Source organism: Ignavibacteriota bacterium, assembly GCA_019637995.1.
Lineage (GTDB): Bacteria > Bacteroidota > Ignavibacteria > Kapaibacteriales > UBA2268 > JANJTB01.
The window spans coordinates 1,332,780-1,354,569 of sequence record JAHBUQ010000001.1; the positions used below are offsets into that span (position 1 = coordinate 1,332,780).

14 protein-coding genes and 1 tRNA gene are annotated in these 21,790 nt (G+C 34.7%); 10 read left to right on the forward strand and 5 right to left on the reverse strand.

Features of this window, described 5'->3' with window-relative positions:
• The 7 genes from KF896_05210 to KF896_05240 all read left to right on the forward strand — a co-directional run bounded on the left by KF896_05210 (nucleotide 1) and on the right by KF896_05240 (nucleotide 14,150).
• Nucleotides 1-993, forward strand: coding sequence for a phosphate ABC transporter substrate-binding protein (locus KF896_05210; GenBank protein ID MBX3043096.1), 993 nt, complete (start codon nucleotides 1-3; stop codon nucleotides 991-993).
• Nucleotides 994-3,258 carry an ABC transporter permease subunit gene (locus tag KF896_05215; protein MBX3043097.1) on the forward strand — a complete coding sequence of 755 codons (2,265 nt, stop codon included), beginning with the start codon at nucleotides 994-996 and terminating at the stop codon, nucleotides 3,256-3,258.
• Between the two features lie 2 nt (nucleotides 3,259-3,260).
• Entirely contained in the window at nucleotides 3,261-4,907 is a 1,647-nt protein-coding gene (pstA, locus tag KF896_05220; GenBank protein MBX3043098.1) for a phosphate ABC transporter permease PstA, read from the forward strand.
• A 97-nt stretch (nucleotides 4,908-5,004) separates the two neighbouring features.
• Nucleotides 5,005-6,858 (forward strand): PD40 domain-containing protein, encoded by a 1,854-nt coding sequence (locus KF896_05225; protein ID MBX3043099.1) that lies wholly within the window; start codon nucleotides 5,005-5,007, stop codon nucleotides 6,856-6,858.
• A gap of 346 nt (nucleotides 6,859-7,204) precedes the next feature.
• Nucleotides 7,205-8,470 (forward strand): T9SS type A sorting domain-containing protein, encoded by a 1,266-nt coding sequence (locus KF896_05230; protein ID MBX3043100.1) that lies wholly within the window; start codon nucleotides 7,205-7,207, stop codon nucleotides 8,468-8,470.
• Nucleotides 8,471-8,473: 3 nt separating this feature from the next.
• Nucleotides 8,474-13,672 (forward strand): T9SS type A sorting domain-containing protein, encoded by a 5,199-nt coding sequence (locus KF896_05235; GenBank protein MBX3043101.1) that lies wholly within the window; start codon nucleotides 8,474-8,476, stop codon nucleotides 13,670-13,672.
• A 229-nt stretch (nucleotides 13,673-13,901) separates the two neighbouring features.
• A complete protein-coding gene (locus KF896_05240; protein ID MBX3043102.1) occupies nucleotides 13,902-14,150 on the forward strand; it encodes a hypothetical protein in 249 nt (82 codons plus the stop codon).
• A 200-nt stretch (nucleotides 14,151-14,350) separates the two neighbouring features.
• Here the strand turns inward: KF896_05240 and KF896_05245 are convergent, their stop codons facing one another.
• The 3 genes from KF896_05245 to KF896_05255 all read right to left on the reverse strand — a co-directional run bounded on the left by KF896_05245 (nucleotide 14,351) and on the right by KF896_05255 (nucleotide 18,343).
• The gene (locus KF896_05245; protein ID MBX3043103.1) at nucleotides 14,351-15,004 is read right to left on the reverse strand and encodes a hypothetical protein; all 654 of its coding nucleotides are present in this window, start codon (nucleotides 15,002-15,004) and stop codon (nucleotides 14,351-14,353) included.
• Between the two features lie 130 nt (nucleotides 15,005-15,134).
• Nucleotides 15,135-16,733 carry a DUF1501 domain-containing protein gene (locus KF896_05250; protein ID MBX3043104.1) on the reverse strand — a complete coding sequence of 533 codons (1,599 nt, stop codon included), beginning with the start codon at nucleotides 16,731-16,733 and terminating at the stop codon, nucleotides 15,135-15,137.
• Nucleotides 16,734-16,753: 20 nt separating this feature from the next.
• Nucleotides 16,754-18,343 carry a DUF1800 family protein gene (locus KF896_05255; GenBank protein ID MBX3043105.1) on the reverse strand — a complete coding sequence of 530 codons (1,590 nt, stop codon included), beginning with the start codon at nucleotides 18,341-18,343 and terminating at the stop codon, nucleotides 16,754-16,756.
• Nucleotides 18,344-18,611: 268 nt separating this feature from the next.
• Between KF896_05255 and KF896_05260 the strand changes: the two genes are divergently transcribed.
• The 3 genes from KF896_05260 to KF896_05270 all read left to right on the forward strand — a co-directional run bounded on the left by KF896_05260 (nucleotide 18,612) and on the right by KF896_05270 (nucleotide 20,014).
• Nucleotides 18,612-18,953, forward strand: coding sequence for an RNA-binding protein (locus KF896_05260; GenBank protein MBX3043106.1), 342 nt, complete (start codon nucleotides 18,612-18,614; stop codon nucleotides 18,951-18,953).
• A 125-nt stretch (nucleotides 18,954-19,078) separates the two neighbouring features.
• Complete coding sequence (locus KF896_05265) at nucleotides 19,079-19,855, forward strand: hypothetical protein (GenBank protein ID MBX3043107.1); 777 nt, start codon at nucleotides 19,079-19,081, stop codon at nucleotides 19,853-19,855.
• 85 nt (nucleotides 19,856-19,940) lie between these two features.
• A tRNA-Ile gene (locus KF896_05270) sits at nucleotides 19,941-20,014 on the forward strand.
• A 174-nt stretch (nucleotides 20,015-20,188) separates the two neighbouring features.
• On the opposite strand, the gene KF896_05275 is transcribed toward KF896_05270, so the two are convergent.
• Together KF896_05275 and KF896_05280 are read right to left on the reverse strand one after the other, a co-directional pair.
• Entirely contained in the window at nucleotides 20,189-21,286 is a 1,098-nt protein-coding gene (locus tag KF896_05275) for a site-specific integrase (GenBank protein MBX3043108.1), read from the reverse strand.
• Between the two features lie 6 nt (nucleotides 21,287-21,292).
• Nucleotides 21,293-21,742: a hypothetical protein gene (locus tag KF896_05280; GenBank protein ID MBX3043109.1), complete on the reverse strand. Its 450-nt coding sequence runs from the start codon at nucleotides 21,740-21,742 to the stop codon at nucleotides 21,293-21,295.
• Nucleotides 21,743-21,790: the final 48 nt, after the last annotated feature.

The window sequence follows — 21,790 nt, forward strand, 5'->3', positions numbered from 1 at the left end:
ATGAAAATCAACATTAGTATTTTATTTTATTCAATAATAATATTATCAGGGGTAATTTTCACCTCTAATATTATTAAAGCAGAGAATATTGAAGTTGATGATGCAATTCCAAAATATAAAAAAACAAGCGGAATTTCAGGCAATTTAAGCAGTATTGGCTCTGATTCAATGAATAATCTTCTTACTCTTTGGCTGGAAGGTTTTCAGAAATTCTATCCGAATGTACGAATTCAAATTGAAGGCAAAGGCTCGTCAACAGCTCCACCGGCATTAATAAGTGGCACTGCACAGCTTGGACCAATGTCAAGACCAATGAAAAAAGAAGAAATTGACAAATTTGAAAAAAAATTCGGTTATAAGCCGACTGAAATAAGGGTCGCTATTGATGCACTTGCTATCTATGTAAATAAAGATAATCCTTTGGAATCAATATCTATAGACAAAGTTGATGCTATATTTTCAAAAACAAGGCGAGGTGGTTTTAGAAGTAACATCTCAAAATGGGGAGAACTTGGATTGAAAGGGGATTACTGGTCAAACAGACCTATCAGTATTTACGGTAGAAATTCTGCTTCTGGAACTTACGGATTTTTCAAAGAGCATGCTTTATTCAAAGGCGATTTCAAGGATAATGTAAAAGAGCAACCCGGTTCGGCGTCTGTTGTTCAGGGAATAAGTTACGATAAATATGCTATCGGTTACAGTGGTATTGGCTACAGAACATCCGGTGTTAAAACACTACCGATCTCGAAAAGGTACAATTCCGAGCTTGAGGAACCAAGTTATCAGAATGTTCTGAAAGGTAAGTACCCGCTCAGCAGGTTTATGTTCATATATATTAATAAAGCTCCGAACAAAACTTTAGACCCGCTTGTAAAAGAGTTCCTGAGTTTTATTTTAAGTAATGAGGGGCAGTCAATCGTTGTTAAGGATGGTTTTTTACCAATGACTGCAAAAATAATTTACGATGAAATTAATAAAAAAATTAATTAAATGTTGCCTGAATTTAAAAATAAAAAATTTCTTAAGTTCAATTCACTAATTTCAGCTAAATTTAGTGATAAGTTTGCTACATTTATTATTTACTCAGGTGGCTTGGTCACAATAATTGCTGTAATCGGAATTCTTGCATTTGTTCTTTGGGAAGCATTCCCTCTAATTTCAAAAACAACCTCATCAAAAACTGCTGAAATTAAACTCCATAATTTCAGTAACAATCCAAAGGCACTACTTACCGGAGTGGATGAATACAAAGAGATTGCATATATTCTCAATGATAAAGGATACATTGATTTTTTTGATATGTCTGAAAATGAACTTATCAAGCGTGTTGAAATTGATAGTATTTACGGCAAGCAAATAAGTTCATGCAGCAAATCATTAAATGACAATTATGTCGCATTAGGAACAAGTGATGGATATATAGCTGCTATTTTTATTGCTTACAGTATTTCATTTGATGTAAATTCATTAAGAATTATTGAACCCAAAATTGAACTTGTTGACTATTTCCTTGCTGATACCAATCGCTTACCGATAAAAAAATCAATTTTCAGAGCACCATATCAGGATTTGAAAACTATATTTTATCAAAATTCTGATAACAAATTATTCCTGAAATCATTCAATATTGATAGAAATTTTCTTACAGGTGATGAATCAGTTGATATTTTCACAGCCGATATTCCCTTGAGTACAAATGACATTATTACATCTGTCAATATTGATGATATGAGCGAAAAATTGCTAATTGGAACTCTTAGCGGAAAAATTTTATATTATTCTTTGAAAAACCCTTACAATCCTCAATATATTCAAATAATTCACGATTTTAACAATCCAATTACTTCACTTACATTCATACTTGGTGACCAAACTTTTGTTGTAGGAAATTCAAAAGGAGAGCTTGAATCCTATACGCATTATCAGGACTCTGATAATCATCACGGATGGAAATTTGTGAAATTCAAGAAATTTCAAAGTCACAATGCCCCAATAACTTCAATTGCAGTATCTTCAAGAAATAAAAGCTTTATAGTTGGGGATAATATTGGAGATATTTTTTTATATCACCTTACAACAGGCGATAGAATTCTCGACCTTAACGGCAGAACCAATCATAAAGTTATAGATTTAGCTTTCGCTCCCAAAGCTGATGGTGCATCTGCATTACTTTCAGACGGCTCTCTTTTCAATTTCGATATCGAAGGTCAACATACTGAATTTACTTTTAAGACAGTATTTGGAAAAGTTCTCTATGAGGGTTATAAAGATGCTGATTATGTCTGGCAGTCCACAGGTGGTACTGATGATTTTGAGCCAAAGTTCTCGCTAATGCCATTGCTTTTCGGCACATTGAAAGGGACTTTTTTTGCCTTGCTTTTTGCTGTACCAATTGCACTTTTGGGTGCTATCTATACAGCACTTTTTATGAATAAAAAGGTTAGGGATTTTATAAAACCTACTATTGAAATGATGGCTGCATTGCCAAGCGTAGTTATTGGCTTTTTAGCGGGAATATGGTTAGCACCGATACTTGATAAATTTTTACCCGCAATGAATTTATTTATTATTATATCGCTTTTATTAACCACAATAGTCTTTATCATTAATTTTCTGCAGGTAAAAAATAATGAACGAATATTTATCAGGGAAGGTTACGAAATCGCAGCAATAATACCTGTAATTTTGATAAGTGGTTTTGCAGCATATTTATTAGGTGATTTTGTTGAAGTAGGATTTTTTGGTGGTGATTTCAAATTATGGCTTCTTAATAATTTTGATATTCAATATGAACAGAGAAACGGCATTGTAGTTGGGTTTGCTCTTGGTTTCGCAGTTATTCCGATTATTTATACAATAAGCGAAGATTCTCTTCATAATGTCCCAAAAAGTTTGACTTCGGCGGCTTTTGCTCTGGGAGCTGACAAATGGCAGACAGCACGCAGAGTAATAATTCCTACAGCCAGCCCCGGCATTTTTTCGGCTATAATGATTGGTTTTGGAAGGGCGATTGGAGAAACGATGATTGTACTGATGGCAACCGGAAATACACCGATTATGGATTGGAGTATTTTCAACGGAATGCGAACTTTATCAGCCAATATTGCTATTGAAATTCCCGAGGCACCTGTCGGTGGAACACTTTACAGAGTGCTGTTCCTTTCTGCTTCGCTGCTATTTGTTATTACTTTTATTATAAATACAGCCGCTGAACTTGTTCGCCAGAAACTCAGGAGAAAATATCAAAACCTTTAATTATGAATAACAAAATAAGTCATAGTGATATTTTTATTTGGTTTACCGGCATTGCGCTGGGTATTACTTTGATTATGATAGTCGGTATGCTGATTCTTATTATTGGCAATGGCTCAGATTATTACGTTCCGAAGCAGATTGTCAGTATTACTACTAATGACAATCAAGTTTTTCTCGGACAAATTATTAAGTTTCAAAACAGTGATTCAAAAAGTGGGACTGCCGAGATTGAGAATAATCATAGCAGGGTTCAGATTAGGGTTGCAAACCGTGATTATTACGGTTATGATTTCATTTGGCTGGATATGGAAGAAATTTTAGAAGTTGATTATACACCTGATGATGCATTTATAGTCGAGCGACTCGAATTTGGCAATTTCTTCGGTTATATTGAAGGTGTTTTGATTAATAATCACAAATATGAATATGGTTCAGAGCAATTTGAAAGCAAATTTGCCAAATATTTGGAATATTCAGAAAAGCTCAGAAATGAAATAAATCAAATTGAAAGCAATGAAATCAGCAGCGTAAATTTTCAGATTGATAAATCAAGAACAAAAATCAAAAAGCTGGATTATGAGCAGAGATTAAAAAATGTTGACAATTCTAAAGAAATTCGCCAGTTAGAAAATAATATCGAAATACTAAATAATAAATATTTTTTCTACAGAGATATAACTGATTCGCTTCTTAAAATAAGCTCGAATTATACTGTATTGCTGAGAGCTGCGAATGGTTATACAAAGTCACTGCCCCTGATACAAGTATTCAGGGCGTACCAGCCCAATATAATGAATTTTTGGGATAAAATTATATTTGCAATAGAAAAAATAATCAGTTTTATTTCAAGTGAGCCGCGTGAATCAAATACAGAAGGCGGAATTTTTCCGGCAATTTTCGGCACTGTACTTATGGTTATGTTGATGAGTCTTGCTGCTGTACCACTCGGCGTACTCACGGCACTGTATCTGCGTGAATATGCAAATCAGGTCTGGATGGTCAGGGTTGTTAGAATTGCCGTAAATAATCTCGCAGGAGTGCCATCAATAGTATTTGGCATATTCGGATTAGGATTCTTTATTTATACCGTTGGAGGAACAATTGACCAGCTATTCTTTCCGGAGAGTCTGCCTGCACCGACTTGGGGAACTGGCGGAATCTTATGGGCATCTCTGACTCTTGCACTCCTTACTGTACCGGTAGTGATAGTGTCAACCGAAGAAGCTTTAGAATCAATCCCACTTGGAATACGTGAAGCATCTATGGCTCTCGGAGCAACTAAATGGCAAACAACATACCGAATAATTTTACCTGCAGCTGCTCCAGGAATTATGACAGGTGTAATTCTTGCAATGGCAAGAGGTGCCGGTGAAGTTGCACCTCTAATGATAACAGGTGTTGTAAAATTGGCTCCGGCACTTCCTTTCGACTGGAATTTCCCTTTCTTTCATCTAGACAGAAAATTTATGCACCTCGGCTTTCATATTTATGACGTAGGCTTTCAATCGCCGAATATCGAAGCTGCCATTCCAATGGTTTATATGACTACTCTGCTTCTAATTCTGATAGTCTTGCTGCTAAATATCACTGCTATCACAATCAGAACACGCCTACGCCGGAAATTCAAAGGCATGGAAGAGATGAGTTAGAGTAATAACTGGTTTATATCATTCTTGGTAGTATATTATTAAAATAATTGTTATCTTTGCAATTATAAATTTTGACAAAACAAATATAGTTTGATCTATGGTAAAGTCAACAAGAATTAGTATGTATTTGCTTATACTTGGACTAAGTATCAGCTTGATTTCTTGTATTTATCCCGGTGTAAAATTAAAAGTTCCTGATTGCCCACAGCCCTCTCAAAATTGCTATCCACAGAAATGGAGCGGCAAACCAGAATACGACACTGTTAAAAATAATACCAGATCTACGGGATATTATTTTCAGATTGACAAAATAAAAGGTATCAATACTCCTGATGATGAGTGGCAGATTGCTTTCGTTAATGCTAATGAAGCATTGATTACTTTCAGCGAGTCGAATTTCAATAAAGTGATGACTGCCAGAAAAATTGCTGTAAATGAATTTGCTATCGAGAAAGGCATTAGAGGTCTTGAAGATGGGCATACAGGAATTTTTTCTATCAATAAAAACAAAGCCGCATATACAGTTTCTCCGAATAAAAATCCAAATTTTGTAAAAAAACATTACTATGATGAACTTGCCACTACTGAAAGTATTACCGGCAGGTCAAAAATATATATATCAAATTTTTCCGGAAGCAGACTCTCTGAAAGCTATGAATTTGATGACCCTGATTTGAAAGAGCTTGACTGGAACGGACATCCGGCATTGTCACCCGATGGCAAAGTGTTCTTTTTTGCATCAGATAAAGATGGCGGTGAAGGCGGTACAGATATTTGGCTTGCTATTTCGGACAAAAAAGGAGTATTTTACCGTTCATTCAATATTGGAAAAGTAATTAATTCCAAATGTGATGAGGTATCCCCTTTTGTTGCGTCAAATGGCAAGAGATTGTATTTTTCATCAGCCGGACATAATACTGTTGGCGGTTATGATATTTTCTATTCCGAAATTTACCCAAGTTTCTGGCTAGAAATTGACAAAATTGATGAGAAAACAGAATTTTCAAAGTATTTCAGTGTTCCTGTAAATTTAGGAACTCCTGTAAATACTCCTTATGACGAATTATTCCCAAGCAGTCCGGGCGATTGTAGCGAATTGCTGTACTACTCATCAAATCAGGCACAAAGTGCAAGCGGAATAATAGAATCAGCGGGCGGTTTTGACATTTATGTAATTCATAAATTGCCATTCACTACTGACAAAAAGCCTGAAACCAAACCAATTGATATTGCTAAAACTAATTTGGAAGAAACTAAAAAGCCTTTAGCGGAGCCGGAAACTATCAGTAAAAGTGAAATTACAGTTAAAGGTTCAGTTTATGACAAAAACACAAACCACCCGATTGATTCGGCTTTGGTAAGTGTAAGAAAAGAGCAATCTGATCAAGTTGAAATGGATATACATACAAACAGATTCGGTAAATTTGAATTTCCGATTGAAACGAATGTTCAGTATGAAATTACAGCCCAAAAAAATGAGTATTTTTTTGATTCAAAGCGTGTACTTTTACCTTCTGATTTTTCACAAGACACAGCAGATTTGAATTTTTATCTTCCTGAAATTGGTGAAATAAGGATAAATTTTCCGACTGATGAGTATAATAATCCTTACAAATATACACTTGATACAAATGGTATCGAAACAGGCAGATACTGGCTTGACGAGCTCAAACTTGTTGCCGGTAATATTATGCTTTCAGTTGACCGCATTGATAAAATTATACTTGTCGGGCATACTGATGATGTCGGAACTGATGATTACAATATGGGATTAGGTCAGAGACGAGTAAATTTTGTCATAGATGAATTAGTCAAAATCGGTGTTCCGAGAGAAATACTTTTTGCAAGGTCAGCAGGCGAAAGAGAGCCGCTTACTCGCAATTTGCAGGAAGACATAGTAACATTTAGAAAGAGACTCCGCCGCGTAACAATGGAAAAATTCTTCAAGTGATTTAATCTTTTTAAGTAAAGTATAATGGCACAAGTCAATTTCATTCTGACAGTAGCACCGAAGACTGTAAAAAGAATACCTCTGTCAATCTGTGATATCCTCGCCCCCAAAATAATGGGAAAAAATGATTTATTTATAATTATTTTGTAGAATGAAAGAAAATATTTTGTAATTTTGAAATGTGCAGAATAACAAAATTGAAAAAAGAATAAGGAGTAAAATTATGGTAGAACAAACCGCTGACTTTGCACCACGAAATGATGCAATGTACCCCCCTTGCTTTATCGGATTTGCCGGTAAGCTGCCTTTATTTAATTTTTTTCTTTATTAATTTAGGAGTTTCATTATGAAACACAAAATGTTTTTATTCGCTGTAGTTGTTTTATTATCAACTGCAAAACTTTTATCTCAGTTATCGCTTGAGGTGGTGTGGGAGAAACCACAGGCTGGGGTTATTGATGCTAAATTCTCACCGGACGGAAAGTTTATTTACTGTGCTATTGGTGCTGACATCAAAAAACTTGATGTTGCTACAGGGGAATTTGTTGCGACATTTAACAAGGGGGAATTAACAGATAAAAATATTTATCTTGAAATTTCTCCAGATGGAAAAACTATCATTACAGGTAACACAACTGGCAAAGGTGGTTTATATTTGTGGGATACTGAACTTGAAAAAGTTATTCGGGAATTCAAAGTAGATGGAATTTCAGAAAACCAAGAGCTTTATTTGGCTTCATTTTCTCAAGACAGCAGGCATATACTACTAACACTTTATACCAGATATCAGTATCCAAAATCACCAACCAATGAGATACTCCTTTTTGACTTGGTTGAAAATAAAGTAGTAAAAAAAGTACCCTTTGAGAGAATAGAGCAGATACAATATTCCAAAGACGGAAAATACTTTATTACAGGTACTGCTTATGAGCAATACCCAAGAATTACTCTTTGGGATGCAAAAGAAATGACAGTAATCAGAGAATACACAGACTTAGGAACAGACGATAACGGATTCAGAAAAATTCAATTATCCGACAACAATAAGCTGATTGGGCTTGCAACTCATAATTCTAATATTGTAAAAATATTAGAAACTGAAACAGGGAAAGTTGTGAAAACAAGTGACGATGGAACTACAAGTACCAATTTCAATTTGTTGCCAAATGATTATTATTTGATATATCAATGGCGAGGTGATGGTACTGTAGATTATGGGTTAAATATTTACAAGTATCCTGATATTTTTCAAAGTAGTGTGCAGCGTTATGGGTCAAATGTAATAATTTCAAAATCAATACAAAATGATGACGGTGATGAGAAAATTCTTGTGTTTCAAAGTAGTATGGCTTTATTAGCAAACTCAACAACTAATGTTAATGAGCCAGTAAACCACGAATATGTTATCACTGTTGAGCCAGAAAAAATATCAATAAATTTCGATAATGCTGACAGCATCAAAATTATTGATATTAATGGAAATATTCTTTTAGATAAGGTTGTAAGTGGCAATTCAACTTCCATACCAAACACTTATTCCCCAGGTACATACATTTGTGTAGTAAAATCAGGTAACAGAGAATATTCCCAGAAATTTCAGGTAGTGAGATAGGTTATGACAAAGTACATAATAATACTGTTGCTTTCAGTTACATCTCTAATAGCTCAGAATTTTGAACCCGGTCAACAATTATTCAAATGGGGACTGACCGGAGATTCTATATATATTTCGTCAGATTTGGAATATTTCCGGCAGACAAAGCCAATCTTAGGTTGGCATTGGGGTGGCTCTTATAAATTATCAAAATCATTACTCGTTAATCAAAATGATGCTTTTAGACATTGGGAAAACTGGGGTTTTACTATAAATGATTTCGTTGATAGTTGTCATATAATCCTGAAACCTGATGAATACTCGCATGCAGTAGGACCTGAAATTTTGAATGCCAGAGCGATTCAATTTGAGCCAACTTTGAGATTAGACCCCGCAGAACCAAATAAATTAGTAATAAGATCAGGTGATACAACAAGGCCTATATTTGGTTTTACATACATTCGAGGTCAAATTCTAAGTGACCCTACCCGTACAAATTTCAATCGGCTTATCATTGATAGTACTGCACTGATTGGTCAGGTAATTCTTGATAAACCTTGGCCCCCACACCAGTTTACAAGGTTTGGATGGAGTAAACCAAATGGAGTTAATGCTCAAAAAGTAAGAGACTCTTTCCTTTTAGACAAGATGTATCTATCTATCAATTTACGAAGAAGCTCTTTTGGCTATTCAGGAGATACTGTCCTAAAAATTGAATTACCATTTACAATGAAAGAAGGTCCAAGTGGCTTTTTAAGATTCGCGACTGTACCATCTAATACCATAACTGATACTTTGGAATTACAAAGAGGATGCTACAGAAAAGATGTTGTTGCACCAAACAATAACACAAGAGCATTAATTATCACTAAAAATATGATTCCTCAAGGTAATAAAGATATTACAATATCAGCATTGATTTTGTTTAATAATGAGATCGGTCCAGAACCAGAGCAAATTGGAAATATCCAATTAAACTTACATCATCCGGAAAAGGAACATTGCGACCCCAACTATATAGACAGCATAGGTATCAGAGTTACGTATATATCAGACAATCCTGTTATGATAGACTGGATACGACTTGAAAGTCCTCACGCAAAAGAGTTTCTGAAAGGAACTTTTGATAACAGCATTGCCACTCACGTTCAAGAGGATTTGAATAAGTACCTTGATAACTCTTATCAGAGTCGGGGGATTAAATTGTTCAGATATAATACCATAGTAGAAGGCGGTTTATTTAACTGGATTACAGAAAAATATTTTAACCGGCTAATCGGTAATATCGGCACTAACGAAGTAGGAGTATATTATCCATCGCATTATGAATACTATGTTAATCCTCCTGACAGATGGATTGGTTCATATCAAATGGCACCTAATGTTGCAACTTCTTACAGCCGAAAAAAATATGGTAAAGATGCTAATTCTGAAGCTCGAACTTTGGGGTTAATAAATGGATACAATGGCATAAATGATTCGCTTACTAACATATCATCTTATGAAACTTTTTTGCAATACTATAGCGATTCATTGTATATTTTACCAATTACATATTTTCTTGATAATATGGATATGACAAAATATGAGGGAGCTATAATTGGTTCTAATGGATGGAGAGCATCATTCCTTGGTCACTGGGAAGGACAGTTATTTAAAAATTATTTCAAGCCAGAGACAAACGGATTGTTGTTCTCAAATCTCATCTGGTGGTCTCAAAATTTTATTTTAAATGGAACAAAGGAGGATGTATTTACAAACAATCATTTTTACTTTTACCGTCCTCAAACTGCAGAAGAATTAAGACTTGCTTGCTTAACAAATCTAATTATAGGAAGCAAGGGGCTTATTTACGACGGTCCGGATACAGATACTAATGGTTACTACTTTTTTAAATTATATGATGGAAACAATCTTTCAAACTCTACAAGGGATTCATTGGAAGTTTTAAGCGATATGGAATTTCTTGATTCGGATGTTACAGGAAGTGATTGGATAAGGGAAGTAGGAGAGGTTAATCGTCTAAATGACTATATAATGCCTCTTGATACAATAGCATTATATCTTGAAAGACCAAAAGATAAGATTTATTTTGGTAGACGTACTCAAAGACTTGAATTAAGAAAAATACACGAATTTGTAAGAAATAATGAATATACGATAATGAAACTTCGACTACAATGTTGGTGGGCAAAAGGTTTCAAAAAGTGGTATATGCAGGATTCAAACATAACATATAACTTAATTGATAAGTACATTGATACGAACGCAATAAGAACAAGAGAAATTACAAATAGTGAACCGGAAGGTACTGCGCTTTATAATTTTATTGACAGTTCTTTTTACGATATAACTATTTTGAAATATGATACATTATCATTAAATGATGTGTTTTATATGGGAACAGTTAATCGAAGGACTTCTCCATTAATTTTAGAAAATGATACACTCAGGTTTTACAGCGGTGCAGAATTTGATAATTTTATGGATTTTGGTGGTACTTCCTTGACAGGTGAATTCAAACCCACTGATTACTGGCAGGATTTATACTGGAAACGTCAGGGCTGCCGAGAAATCACAATACCTACAAATATTATTGACCCATCAAAAAATATTTATTATAAAATAGAGGAATTAGCATATAATGAAGATTATTCTGAATCTCTTCCTTTCTGGAAAAAAGAGCAAATCAGAAACCGTGTCAAAATTACTATTCCTCAGGGTCAATCATTTGCTACTAAATATTTGCCGGGTGAAGGCAAGATGTTTAAAGTTAATATCATCAACGATAATACAGCGCCATTCGCAGGTGAGCTTGCTTTTAGCAATCAGACAAAAATCATTGCATATCCTGCGAATCAGACAAGCAATTATGATTTTGAGAAAGATGGTGATACATTAAATTTTTTCAAAGATGATTCGATGTATTATCATATCGTCTATGACCGGGCAATGCCAAATAATTTATCCAGAGTATATTACCGCCGCTCAGCCAAAGCTTATGACAGGACAGTAAATACAAAAATAATTGAGTGGGGACCGGAAATACTTGTATCGGATAAAATAGTATTTACAAAAGCAGACCACTTGCCAAGTATGCAGAGTGATACGGCTCTTAGTGTTGCAGGTATAGATATATCCTGTAAATACCCGTCAATAGTTGTAAGATATGATGATACGACACGTGTTTATATTGTATTTGGGTGCTCAATGCCTGCATATACTGACACGAGCCGTGTATTCATTGTAGAAAGTGTATTTCCTGCAGACACAAATTTTGTTTTTCCGGTAGGTCCGAATAATCTAAAGCCAATAACCTACGGATACACAGATGGAGATGCTATAGAAGCATTGGATAAGTGGGGTCCGCCAGCAATAAACGCAAGTTTTTTTGTGAACTACTACAGCTGGAGTGATTCAATATATGGTATAGGAGTAGGGTGCAAAAGTCCAGATGACAGAGGACTAATCACAAATAAGAAGTATATTAAATATGATTTAACAGGCGATTGCTGCCAGCCATCATTAAACACCTATTCCCGGTTAAATATTGAAGAAAATGAATGTGCATTGGTATTTAAGGAGCATAGCGAAGGACAGGACAGAATTATTTATAGCCGGCTAAGGATAGCAGCAAATGATAGCATAGATAACTATGTACCACTTCAATTCTGTGATACTGAGCCTTTTCATCAAATGTGCTGGTATGGACATGATAATAAAACCTCGCTAATCAATTTTTTCCAAATTCCACCTCAATTCAATTCTGAATATCCTGTGGTATATCGTCCGGTTGATTTTGCACGTCGTCCGGGTTTTGAAGTATCTGATTCACTTCGTTATTTAGGAGCAAGCTGGGACAGAGTTTACTGGCAGGCAGACGTGGCAGGTGATTATGGTTTTCAAAAGAGGATATTGCTGAAAAATATAGATATAAATGATAATCTGGATTGTTGGTATATGCTACCTTCATTACACTTATATATGCCATTCTATAGCTTGAACCATGCAAGTCCGGGTCCCGGCGCCCCATCAAGTAAAAAAGATTCAACTTTTCATCGTTTTGCATTATTTGACAGTTCTTTTGTGTTGAATTTTGTAAAACATGAATTATTTTCTGAGCCAAATTACAATTCTGATATTTATCAAGTAAATTTCAGTGCATGGTTAAACTATCTTGAAAGATGGAATAAAGAAGGTTGGGTACCATCTGATGGAGAAGTAGATTTACACTGGTGGTCATCTGTCGGTCAGGGCATATACCCGCATACGACACATACCCCCGTAATAACAGAAAATAAAGACTGGTTTATTCATAACCGAATATATCAGGCGACTAATAACGAAATCCGCACTAGTGCGCTATTATTTCTCAAGGGGGTTCAAGATAGAAAAACAATTTACCCAATGTTAAGGATTTCCGATTCTTCTTCTGTTTCAAAGCTATCTGAAATTTATTCTGTCAATAATAAAACCGGAAATAGATTTCAAACGCTGAAAATAAATGCCTTTACTAAAGACAAAAATGGGAAAATAATCCCTAAAGAAAGCATTGAGAGTGAATGGTTTAGAATTGATGATATAAAAGAACTCGCTTATTATACCTCAATTCAGGATACCTCTCTGTTTAGCATCGAATTAGAAAGATACGACCGTGGAAAATCAGTAAAAATTCCATTAAACAGGGATATGCAAGAGAAACTGAATTCCAAAAAGATAACACTTCTCAATGGCAAAAATCACTTGTACAGATTAAAACTTACAAAGAAAGACAAAAATGTCAATACTTGGGTAGATTTGGTCTTTGATGATTACCGTGACATCATGAGTGAATTTTCGGAATTAAGTACAAAAGAGCTTGGAAAAGTAAATAATGATGTAGTTGATTATACGCATCAAATAATTGATTTGTCTGAAAAGGATATGAATAATGACAATCCAATTCAACTTCAAATCTATCCAAACCCTGCTGATGATGCTTTTTATGTTGTTTCTACAATTTTGACTGAAGAAAATAACAATACTTTAGTAAAATATTCATTATTTAACTCCACAGGCGAAGAATTAATAAAATTTAGTGGTAAACCTGATGAAGTATTAATGATAAACAGCTCAAGCTTAGCAAACGGAATCTATTTTTTACGTGCTGAAAGCCCGTTATTAGAATCATCACTTCAAAATAATCACATAATAACCAAAACAATAATAATACGAAGGTAAAAATAATTGGAAACATTTATAATCCGGCAGATTACAATTACTGTAATTCATTATCTGCCGGAGATATTTCCCTCCGAAAAAGTTTAATAATATCATTTCTCAAATATCAATCATTTAACAATAAACTCCGTTTTAACCCCTGTAAATGTTACAAATTTCCCTTTTGTTTTTGATATATTATTTTCAGAAGATTATTGAATATTGTTCTTTGAAAATCGATTGATTTTATATGGAAAATCAGGATTTTCTGAATGAAATTATGGCTGATTTAATTGAGTTTTTAACTCTTACAACATCGGAAATGCCTCTTACAACGTCGGAAATGCCTCTTACAACATCGGAAATGCCTCTTACAACGTCGGAAATGCCTCTTACAACATCGGAAATGCCTCTTACAACGTCGGAAATGCTTCTTACAAGTAGTTCGTTTAAGCAAATTCTCTGTTTGAAAAGATATTATCTTTGTTTGTTTAAATAAAAACTCTGTACGAAGTGAGTATATGTCGGTATTTCTTCATAAAAATGATATTTGTTGTAATTTTGAGTGATTTTGTCCTTTTGAAATTTGTCTTTGTTCTATTGAAATTTGAGAGTATTTTGTAAAAAAAAAGCTGTTTCAAAAGTATTCTATTACTTATGAAACAGCTTTTAAAAAATAAATTCAATATTTATAAAATATTATCTCTTTGGGAGACTGTTTAAATATCTTTCCCACAAAGCGAGTTGCTCATCATTCAAAAGTTCAGCGATGGCAGCAAAAAATTCCTCACGACAGAGAATTAAGCCCTCACGAACTTCAATATTAATCGGATGGTTCTTTAATGCTTCCCTAACTCTTGTATTTAATTGATTAATAAGTCTTTCCGCTTGCTGTCTTGTAATTTCGCCTTCTCTGACCTGTTGCATTATATTGCGTCTCTCTGCATTAGCTCTTTCGACTATAGAACTGCGAACTGCATTGAGTTTTCTGAACCACTGATTTTCACAACTAATATGAGCAATCATCAAAGTGCGAATAGCAGCTATCTGCTCTTCATCAAGCTCCATAAGTCTGAATACGCGGGACAGTAATACTCTTTCTCTTACTTGAGGTGGTAATTTTCTCCCCTCAACATCACGCTCAGGACGGAGGTTTTCTTCGCTGAAAATACTAATATCTTTGTCAGGTGTTGCACCATCAAATGAAAAGTTGTCAAGGTTGTAGTCATAGACTATAAAAGACATTTCGCTGTCAGTATCTGTATTTGAAACACTTCCGTCATTACTGCATGATTGAAAAATCATCATTACTGCAAGCAAACTTACGATTGCTGAAATTAATTTAAACTTCATCTAAATCTCCAAAAAATATATTTTACAAACTTCTTACTACAAACATATACACATCAACATGAAATCGGTTGCAAAACTTTTTTAAAAGTGTAGGAATAAATTATATTCATCATTTTTAAAAAGGATTTTGTTACTTTATGACAATAAACGGATAAGTAGTTCTGCTATGACCTAATATTGCATTTGCGATATATCTTCCGGTATTGTTGATATTAATATTGAAATTATAAATCCCCGGCTCAATAAATCCTTGATGAAGTTTGAGCACTTCCCTACCTTCTATTGAATATATCGAAATTTCAGCTAAACCTGCTTTGAGAATTTCAATAGTCAGAACAGAATGACCAAAAGATGGATTAGGAGAAACATTTATTGATGACATACCGGGAATTGCATTCCTGACTGAGGTTTTCCTTGATTTGAGAATACCAAGCGGCAAGAATTGCTCACCAAATGTATTAAGTGTATCTTGTTTTTCAGCACCAAGCCATGTTTCGAGAAAATCAGCATAGATACGTCTGAAATCATAATCATGACGAATATTGCCATATTGGTCAAGGTCATATAAATCAGGTTTACCGTCAACTCTGTAATAACCACCTTCGATATTCTCGTCAGAGCCTCCAAATACAAACTGCATGGAGCCGGCACCATGGTCGGTACCACGGCTTCCGTTATCATAAGCTCTACGACCAAACTCTGAAATTGTCAAACCAGTAATCCTTTTGTGGAAACCCTGACGGACAGCGTCATCTAAAAATTCCGAAACAGCTCCGGCAAGTCGTGAAAGAAGTGTTGCATGAGCGCCTTTGTAATCTGACTGCATTTGCTGAGCGTGTGAGTCAAAGTTACTTAAATTCACATAGTAAATTTTGGTTTTAAGTCCACCTGAAATAAGCTGAGAGATAAGTTTAAATCTTTGCGACAGACCCTGTGAATAATTAATTGTAGGTTTATCCTTGCCATTCTGGAATGCATCAAAAACAGCTTTTGAATATAGCTCACTCTGGCTTGCAATAACATGAATAAAGTTGAACTCTTTTTCATTATTAGTATTTTCAGGTACATTGTATCTGTTGATTTTTGGAGTGAGTCCTTTTCCTAAAGTTGAAAACGTTTCAGGGGAGTTCAACGCGATACCCATGTGTCCAATATTTGATTTAAACAATAAGGGTACGGACGAACCTAATGCAATTGCAATTGGATGCTCAGGGATACCATCAGGATAATTTGTTAGTTTGCTTGCTACATATCTTCCAATCCAACCTTCAAGGAGTTTTTCATTTGGGTCGGAGCTATTAATACCACTGTGCCATATATCCCTTGAACGGAAATGAGACTGTGTCGGAGCATCGTAACCAATTCCCTGAACTATCGCAAGCCTTCCTTCATCAAGAAGCCGCAGGAAGCCGTCATTATGTACATCATCAACAAGTGCGGAATTCAGGTATAAATCTGATGTCCCGTAGCGGGTTGAATGTTCCTGAGGTATGAACAGATTTGTACGCAATCTTCGGTATTCATCTTCCTGCTCGTATGGAATGATAGTATTCAAGCCGTCATTACCTCCAAACAATTCGATGATAATCATAATATTATCATCATCGTCGGAAAACAACTCGTTATTGTCATAAGTTTTATAATCCGGTTTACCTCGGAGAATTGAAGGGGCTATTGCAATAGATGCAAGACCGGCAGCTGTACTTTTTATAAATGTTCTTCTTTTCATTTTTATTCTCATCTCCAGGATTAACACAAACTAAAATCAGGTACTAAAAATATTGACTTAATAATTTCTCGAATTACCTCAGCAGATTTTGCAGATTCCGAATCAATTTCAGACTTCCAGTTGCTTCCTCCCAGCGATTGATTAGCTATATCACGATGGAATGAAATTCTTTCATCATTAGGTATTACAGGCATCAAAAGCTGATAAAGCCCTGCAATTACGCCATCAATATTATCATAATTATTGAAATTTTTAATGATTTTGAATAAATTGGAATCACTTGTTCCGTTTAAAATATCGTTAGCAAACTTAATTCTCAATGGATAAGTTGTTGTACTTGTCCATGTACGGTATCCAATCCAGGAGCCGACATTTGGTGGGTTATAAAGTTCCATTTCAAGTTGATTGCAGGCATCTCTTGAAAGTAGAGTATTACCACTTCTGTAAACAGTATCAAGTGCACGTTGCAATCCAATGATATACTCCGGGGGTGTCTTAATCTGGCAACCCAATATTTGCGAATCATAAAAGTGCTTACTTGAAAAAAGCTGTCTGAAAACAGCACGAAGATTGAAATTGTTTGAAATTAAAGTCTGTGACATTTGTGAGATAACATCATCGGGTACATCACCGGGAGAACTGTAAACAAAATATCTGTAAATTTTATCACAAATAAATCGTGCTATTTGCTGAGGTCTTTGACTAAACAAAATATTTATTAAACCTTTAATTTCCTGCTCTTTTACCTGAAATTCACTATTGTCAAATTCGCTTCTTGCAGGAATAGTAACACCCATAATTTGTTTTGATTCAGTATCATGGTCAGCAGGTGAAAAGTATGAATTAAAAATGCCGTTAGGAGCAGGTTTGTACCTGTATGCAGCAGTTCTCCAGCCGGTCAGAACCCTTGAACCCTCGCGAATGTCACCCTCAGAATAATGCCCGATTCCCATTGTAAAGAGCTCAAGAAGCTCTCTCATAAAATTTTCATTTGGAAATTTTGCTGTACTGTAATTCAGGCTCTGATACAGAAGCATAGCGCCATCGAGTGTCATTTCGGTAGCAAGTTCTTTATAATTTCCGGCTCTGTATTTCCTCAGAAGCATATTGTTTCGATATAGCAGTGGTGGTGGTATCAGTGACAAAGTATCATACTCAAACTCAATACACCAAACCGTAGAGAGAAATAGAGTAAATTTCTCCTGAAAATAATCCTTCTCATTTCTCATTGTATCAAGCCACCAATCAACAAAATTGCGGTAGCGGGAATGAAGTTTTCCCTCAATATCGAATCTTATATCAAGTGGCAGACCATCGAGAGGGTTTTCCTCCTGAGTATCGAGCCAGCTCAGTGAAGATTCTCCATTATTAAGTGGGTCAGAATCCTCACCCAAAATTGTATCAACAGCATCAATTGCAAATTTTCCTTCAAAACTATCAAGCAGCTCGGGTGTGGGTCCAAGAGTTATACGTCTTAGAAGGTGAGCTGCCATATATCTGTCCAGAGGTTTTTCGTATTGGCTTAAATCGCCTGCAATTTCGGGAGGTTTTTCAAAATTTGAAATTGGTCTTCCGGTAAAAGACCTTCTCAAAAAATCTCTTCTATCCATAATTGACTCGCAAAGAAAATTAATTAGAACATATTATTATTTTATTGACGCAGAAATTTGGCAATATTGAAATAATTTAAAAAATATTTTTTTTATTTCAATAATAATCCGTATATTTGTAAGTGTCTAAGTATGTAATTTGAAATATTGATAATTTTTAGAATATTTTTCCGCCCTATACAAGCGTAATAATACCTGAATTAATCCTATATCAGCCATACAGCAGAAATTTCTGCAATTATTAATTTTATTTTTTTCGGAGTATCTTTTGAATATCTACGTAGGTAACCTTCCTTATGCTACAACAGGACAGGAATTAAACGAAATCTTCTCAGAATATGGAGAAGTGGCATCAGCTAAAATCATTATGGATCGCGAATCAGGCAGATCAAAAGGTTTTGGTTTTGTAGAAATGAGTGACGATTCTGCTAACAAAGCAATTGAAGACCTCAATGGCGCTGAGTACTATGGCAAACAATTAACAGTAAACGAAGCAAGAGAAAGAAAACCAGGTTTTGGTGGTAACGGCGGCGGCGGTTTTAATCGTGGCGGCAATAGCGGTGGCGGCGGTAATCGTGGCGGTGGCGGCGGTAACAGACGTTCCTGGTAATAAATATATCTATAGTGAATTACTAAGAGCCGACTTTATGTCGGCTTTTTTTATTTATTAAAGAATATAATTTTAATTAAAAAATTTCGTTCATACGTTTTTACATTTTTTGAGAGAATAAAACTATGAAGAAAATTGCAGTAATTCTAATTGCATTATTTACACTAAATATTTCTTTTTCATTGCAAGATGACAGATTAGACGAATTTTCATTCGAATCTTCCGAACTCAAACACGAAAGTACCCCTTATTTTGCTATAGCCGGCGGTGTTACATTTACATTCAATTTTGCAAATTTTGAAGAAATAAACAATCAATTAAAGAAAATTGGATTCGGTGTCGGAGATTTCAGCGGACAAGTCAGCCTTTGGGGTGGCGAAGGTTTCACAGGAATTGTTTACGTTCCTAATATGCGTGTTGGTTTCTTTAGTTATGGTGGTTCTTCATTCATCTCCAAAGATTTTCCGGCTGGAGATGAACCGGGTTTCAACCGTGAAGTAGAATATCAGGTAGGTCTTTCAGGATTATCAATTGAATATGCTTACGTTCCTTTAAAATCTTTTGCCATCGTTGGTGGCTTGTCGCTCGGAAGAGGTGATTTGACTATCAGTTCTTATGATACAAGAAGCGAATCAAACTGGGAAAATTTCTCACCTGAACCGGGATTAAATAATTCCCTTAATATGGCTTCTTCAAATTTTTGGGTGATCAAGCCAAATCTATATTTTGAATACGCACTTACAAACTTTTTGATGTTCAGAGCCGGCGCCTCTTATAATTACACATTAGGATATGACTGGAAACAAAATTACAACGCAAATCTGCAAGGTGTTCCGGACGGTTTGAATGCAAATGCACTACAACTTCAAGCAGGAATATTCCTCGGATTATTTAATTATTAAAATATTAAAAATCATTTTTCTATTTGAAAAAAAAGTATTATTTTTGTAATCTGTTTTTTTTACAAAAACAAATTCTAACCTCAGGGGGCCTGTAGCTCAGTCGGTTAGAGCAACGGACTCATAATCCGTTGGTCGGGGGTTCAAGTCCCTCCGGGCCCACAGAAAGCCAAGCATTAAGCTTGGCTTTTTTCTTTATATCCCGTGATTATACCTTGTTTTATAGTTAATTCTTTTATTTTGGTTGTTACTTTTTACATTAAATTATAGTTCTTTTTTTTATATTATTTTGTCCATATTTTGTCCATCAAAATATCATCTATCAAGTTTCAATGCTCATTCTTGAATATGATGCTTGATTACTTTTGCTAATTCTTTCAAACCTCTTTCTTTTCTGTAATGACCTTCCCTAACAGCCATAGAATGACCTGCTAAATCGCATATCACATCAAAGGGTAACATCAGTTCATTTTCCCACCAATATTCAGCTGTTGCTCTAAAAGTATGTATAGAACGAGAAACTCCGTTTATATGTTTGGGAATATTCAGTTTTTTCATTGCCTCGTTAAGATGAAACTGAGGTTGAGCTGGCGAATTCCATCTGAATACTTTTTTATTTCCAATTTTCTTAATTTCTTGAATTAAACTTAAAACCTCGGGGAAAAGAATTGTTCTATCATCTGGATTAACAATAGGAAAATATCGTTCAAAACCTCCTTTTCCAAGAATTTTAAATCCCATATCGTTAATATCATCCCACTTCAGATTTAATGCTTCCCCAATTCTTAGTCCGGTTTGAGATAGGAATTTAAATAAAAATCCATATTCAATCATATGAGGTTTTAAGAAGAAGTATTGAACAACAGCTTCAACTTCGTTCTTTTCAAATATTAACTTGTTAATCTTTTTGGGTACTTTAGGTATTCCTATAATATCAATTGGGTTTTTATCAATAAATTTTCTTTCTTTACAAAATTCAAAAAATCTTCTTAACTGGACAAGGTATTTTTTTCGTGTACTTGTCTTTAGTTTTGAATTGCTATTTTTTTGAACCAGATATTGTAAAATCTTTTCATATTCAAGAATCATATCGGAAGAAAAAAAATAGTTAAAAGTTCTCCTGTAAACCACTTTTACATTTATTGAATAATCTTTAAAGCGTGTATTTTTAAATTCTTTTATTGCTTCAAACAAAGTTTTGGGAGCTATAATTTCAGGTTCAATTTCAGTAAGTTGTGGATGTAAAAATATTTTTATTCTTTCCTCAAGAATTGCAATTGCTTCCTTCTTGTTTTTTTCAACCCATTTTAAATGAGTTGTTTGTCGCTTACCGCAAATCCGAGTTTGAATAATTCCATTTCTTGGCTCTAAGTATCCTATGTTATACTTGGAGCTTGTCCATCGTTCTTTACTTTTATTTACGGGTCTTGCCATAAAGTATCACCAAAAATCAGTTATATCAGGTTCGTTTTGAGAATCATCAAAACCATTCTCCAATAGTTCTGCTGACGATACAGTGCTTTCAGTATTACCATAAATAAGTTCAAACAGATGGCATTGAAACTTGAAGTGAGCTTTATGTAAAACTCCTTCAGCTTCAATGAAATCTTTGGTATGTTCTTTATAAAGATTTCCAATGTATGCAGGTGCTTCCATTAATCCATCGAAAGGATTGATTCTTTTCGTGGTTGCTTTAACAGAATCAACAAACCACCTTAGTAAGTCATCTTTTTTACTATCACTTTTAATTTCCACATCAAAATCTACTCCAAACGACTTACTTAATGCTTTATATCTTTGGACATAGTAATCAAAGAAAGGGTCGCTATCTTTGTATATAAGATAGTACTTATATGATTCAATCAAGTCTTTGTATGTATATGTTTTCATAAATATCCATTAATCTCAATGTTTCAAAACAATTCAAATTGCTACCTT